Origin of the sequence: Sporosarcina obsidiansis (genome assembly GCF_009651005.1) — a bacterium.
Classification (GTDB): Bacteria; Bacillota; Bacilli; order Bacillales_A; family Planococcaceae; genus Sporosarcina; species Sporosarcina obsidiansis.
Map to the genome: position 1 here is coordinate 1 of NZ_WHVW01000041.1, position 4,061 is coordinate 4,061.

Here is a 4,061-nt window from a genome sequence, read left to right on the forward strand (position 1 = left end):
TAAGTATGGTGTTTTTGTTACTCGCAAATGCGACGCTTATAAATATACCACCGCTTCAATTACTTTGCAAGCTTTTTCGCTACTCTTTTTAAAAAAGAATAGCGAAACCGCATAATGCAGCGAATCCCGGCACTCCCAAAACCGCTAAGATGACACCGGAAGCTATGTTAACAGGTACATAGATTCCAATAAAGCCGCCTGCTATGTTCATTAAAAAGAGAACGAAGAAAGCAAATGCTAAACGAAACCAGAAGACAGATAAGCGCTCCATGTTTTTTTCTAAAGTGGTTTTACTCATACTTAGTAAAATTAATGAAACAACTCCTAATGCAGCTATGACTAAAATTCTCACGAAAAACGCCCTTTCCTTCATAGATACTTATCTATATGCGTTTCTGTGAGAGATTAGTTCACTAGTTCCCTAAATTCCGCAACTTCGCTTCTCGGAACAAATAAAAGTATTTACATTCAGCCATTTTACGCTGCGCCAAGACACCCTCATCATAGTCGTTGACGTAACTCTCTACTTCCCTGGCTCGTTCCCATTCTTCTTTCGCTTCTAACATTAACTCGCGAAGCCGTTCATCATATTCTTTCTTTAATTTATTCTTTCTCCCAAACAACTTCTTCACCCCTTACAGTTCACGGCGACCTTCTAAAGCTCTCGAAAGCGTGACTTCATCAGCGTATTCCAAATCACCACCGACTGGCAGACCGTGTGCGATACGAGTAGTCGTGATACCAGATGGTTTAACGAGACGCGATATGTACATCGCTGTCGCTTCCCCTTCTATCGTAGGATTCGTTGCAAGAATCAGTTCTTGTACTTCATCATCTTGTAATCTAGTTAATAAAGAAGGTACATTGATGTCTTCTGGTCCAATGCCGTCCATTGGGGAGATTGCTCCTTGCAAGACATGGTATAAACCCCGATAGTCGCGCATTTTCTCCATAGCGATCACGTCTTTAGGATCTTGCACCACACAAATCGTCGAGCGATCACGCGATTGATCCTGACAGATATAACATGGATCAATGTCTGTAATATGACCGCACACCGAGCAGAATTGCAAGTTTCGCTTAGCATCAACCAGCGCTTTTGCAAAATCCAGCACGGTATCTTCCTTCATACTTAATACAAAAAACGCCAGACGACCCGCAGTTTTGGGGCCGATACCTGGCAATTTCATAAAACTATCCATTAACTTAGATATAGGTTCAGGGTAATGCATAATTGTACCGCCTCCTAGAACATCCCAGGCAAGTTCATTCCTTTAGTAAATTGGCCCATTGTGGAGTTCGTTAATTCTTCCGCTTTCGTAATTGCTTCGTTTGTTGCAATGACAATTAAATCTTGTAGGATTTCCACGTCTTCTGGATCTACTGCTTCCGGATCAATTACAACCTCTAATACTTCTTTGTGTCCGGAAACGATGACCTTCACCATACCGCCACCAGCAGTACCTTCCAGACGTTCTTCACCTAGATTTTCCTGAGCTTCCGCCATCTTCTTTTGCATTTTTTGCATTTGCTTCATCATACCTTGCATATTTCCCATTCCACGCATCATTAGTTCCTCCTCAGTAATTTAATCTTCTTCTACTGTAATAAAGTCTTTACCAAATAGTTTCTCCGCCTCTGTCACGAGGGGATCAGCTTGTTCAAGAGTCGCTTCCTCCATGAACGCTGAAGCAGGTTGCTCCACTTCCGGTTGCCGAGAGGATTCTTGACCTTTCTGATCAGCCAAGCCATTCTTTTGTATGAAATCTTGTCGTACTTTCAGCCAGCTCTCTTCCGCAACGTAAATCACTTCGTAACCTTTACCGGTTCGTTGCAACAGCGCATCAGACAAACCAGCTTGCAGCGTTGCATTCTCAGATGCCATCAAACAATGAATTTCATACTTGAATTTTAACACAAAGGCCGTCTCAGATGCTGCCACTGGTTCCGTCTCTTCCAATAAAGCCGCATGAGATCTCTGCAAACTTTGCATCATACCAGCCCATTGCTCCCGAATCGTTAGAATGTCCGCTTTTGTTGCGGATTTCAAAACTTCTACAATTTTACCGGTCGGTACTTTAGCAGATCTAGATGCAGACGAAGTAGCTCGGCGAGTTTGCGTTTCAGCGGCAGGTTGTTGCACAGGGCTTGCTGCTAACTGTTGTTGAAGCTGACGGACTGTCTGTTCTAACGCAGTCAGTTTTTGTGCCATTTCAGGATCCGCCGATGTACCAGACACCGCACGTTGCTCACCCGAATGAATCATTTTCAAAAGAGCAGATTCGATATAGACTTTTCCATGATTAGAAAACCGCATCTCTTGCTGGGTTTTCGACAAAATATCAATATATCGATACAGTTCATCCGAATGAAACCCCTGGGCCAACTCCCTGAATTTCTCACCATCCGAAATCAATTCAAGTAAATCTGTTAACTCGGGAGCTGTTCCAAGCAATAACATATCACGGAAAAACGTAATCATGTCTTCAGCCAGTCTACCGACATCTTTACCTTCTGCAATCAATTGATGCAATAACGAGAGTGCTGATCCTGCATCTTTTGCTTCGATGGCTTGCGCAAGCTGATAAAAAATCTCTTCTCCGATCGCTCCGGTCACTAGCAATGCATCGTCTGTTGTTAATTCATCACCGCTAAACGACACTGCCTGATCTAACATACTAAGTGCATCCCGCATTCCACCAGTGGCCGCTTGTGCAATCGCGCGCAACGCCCCTACATCCGCTTTGACACCAATATCATTCAGCACTAACTGCATACGTTCGATAATTTCGCTAGGTGTAATCGGTTTGAAATCAAAGCGCTGACATCGAGAAATAATCGTAAGTGGTAGTTTATGAGGTTCAGTTGTCGCAAGTACAAATACCACATGGGCAGGCGGTTCCTCTAGTGTTTTCAATAGCGCATTAAATGCTGAATTAGAAAGCATATGCACTTCATCAATAATGTACACTTTAAAACGAGCATTGGAAGGCGCCACATGAACACGCTCGATAATATCACGAATTTCTTCCACACGGGAATTGGAGGCTGCGTCGAACTCGGTTACATCGGTGTTCGAGCCCTCCGTGATGCTTTTACATATATCACATTCATTGCATGGTTCTGCAGCAGGTCCATTTTCACAGTTCAAGGCCTTTGCGAAAATTTTGGCTGCACTAGTCTTTCCCGTCCCACGCGGCCCTGAAAACAAATACGCATGCGTCGTTTTCTGATGGAGGAGGGTATTTTGCAGGGTTTGCTTAATCGCTTTCTGGCCAGACATCTCACCGAAAGTCTGTGGTCGGTAAGCTCGGTATAATGCTTGATAAATCAACTGCGCATCCCCCTTTTCTCCATTTTGCATAATACTTCAATTATAGCATGAAAACCATTTTCGCGGCTTCACAACCCCTTGAAAATCTTACGCGAAAACCTCTGTCCATTCGTCTTTCTTTGCCAGCATATCACGCGCCAGTTCTTTTGCACCTTCAAGACTATGACTCGCAGCCCAGCCGCACTGCACTTCATTACATGCCGGCACTTCTGTAGCTGTTAACACGTCGTTCAATGTTTTCTCTACTATAGAAAGAACATCCTCATAATCTTCATGGTTGATGACAGCTAAATAATAACCCGTTTGACAACCCATCGGACTAATATCTACGATCTGATTCGAATGATTACGGCTAAATTCCGCCATCATATGTTCTAATGAATGAATAGAGGGCATATCCATATGTTCTTTATTTGGTTGGCAAAAACGTAAGTCATATTTATAAATTTTGTCTCCATTTTGCCCTTCTGAAGTTCCTGCTAATCGAATATAAGGCGCTTTCACCTTCGTGTGATCCAAATTAAAACTTTCCACATTCATTTGTTTCTTTGCCATTGTAAATCGCTCCCTTTCGCTACTGAATACGTTCTATTTCGAAGTATACACCATTTCTTAAACATAAAAAACTCGTCCATTTTAAAATGGACGAGTCAGACTGTAGACAAAAGGGTTGGAAATCGTAACGATTTCCAACCCTTTTGTCATTTCGGTACTAAAATCAGAGAAA

At 42.8% G+C, this 4,061-nt stretch carries 6 protein-coding genes; all 6 read right to left on the reverse strand.

Going from position 1 to position 4,061, the window contains the following annotated elements; all coding sequences use genetic code 11:
• Positions 1 to 88 precede the first annotated feature (88 nt).
• A complete protein-coding gene (locus GD002_RS17490; RefSeq protein ID WP_228548418.1) occupies positions 89 to 352 on the reverse strand; it encodes a pro-sigmaK processing inhibitor BofA family protein in 264 nt (87 codons plus the stop codon).
• A gap of 61 nt (positions 353 to 413) precedes the next feature.
• Positions 414 to 632, reverse strand: a complete 219-nt coding sequence (locus tag GD002_RS17495) for a YaaL family protein (RefSeq protein ID WP_228548419.1) — start codon at positions 630 to 632, stop codon at positions 414 to 416.
• Positions 633 to 635: 3 nt separating this feature from the next.
• Positions 636 to 1,232 carry a recombination mediator RecR gene (gene recR, locus GD002_RS17500; protein WP_153733644.1) on the reverse strand — a complete coding sequence of 199 codons (597 nt, stop codon included), beginning with the start codon at positions 1,230 to 1,232 and terminating at the stop codon, positions 636 to 638.
• A gap of 14 nt (positions 1,233 to 1,246) precedes the next feature.
• Positions 1,247 to 1,567, reverse strand: coding sequence for a YbaB/EbfC family nucleoid-associated protein (locus tag GD002_RS17505; RefSeq protein ID WP_153733645.1), 321 nt, complete (start codon positions 1,565 to 1,567; stop codon positions 1,247 to 1,249).
• A 21-nt stretch (positions 1,568 to 1,588) separates the two neighbouring features.
• A complete protein-coding gene (dnaX, locus tag GD002_RS17510; RefSeq protein WP_153733646.1) occupies positions 1,589 to 3,334 on the reverse strand; it encodes a DNA polymerase III subunit gamma/tau in 1,746 nt (581 codons plus the stop codon).
• A gap of 87 nt (positions 3,335 to 3,421) precedes the next feature.
• Entirely contained in the window at positions 3,422 to 3,889 is a 468-nt protein-coding gene (locus GD002_RS17515) for an S-ribosylhomocysteine lyase (RefSeq protein WP_153733647.1), read from the reverse strand.
• Positions 3,890 to 4,061: the final 172 nt, after the last annotated feature.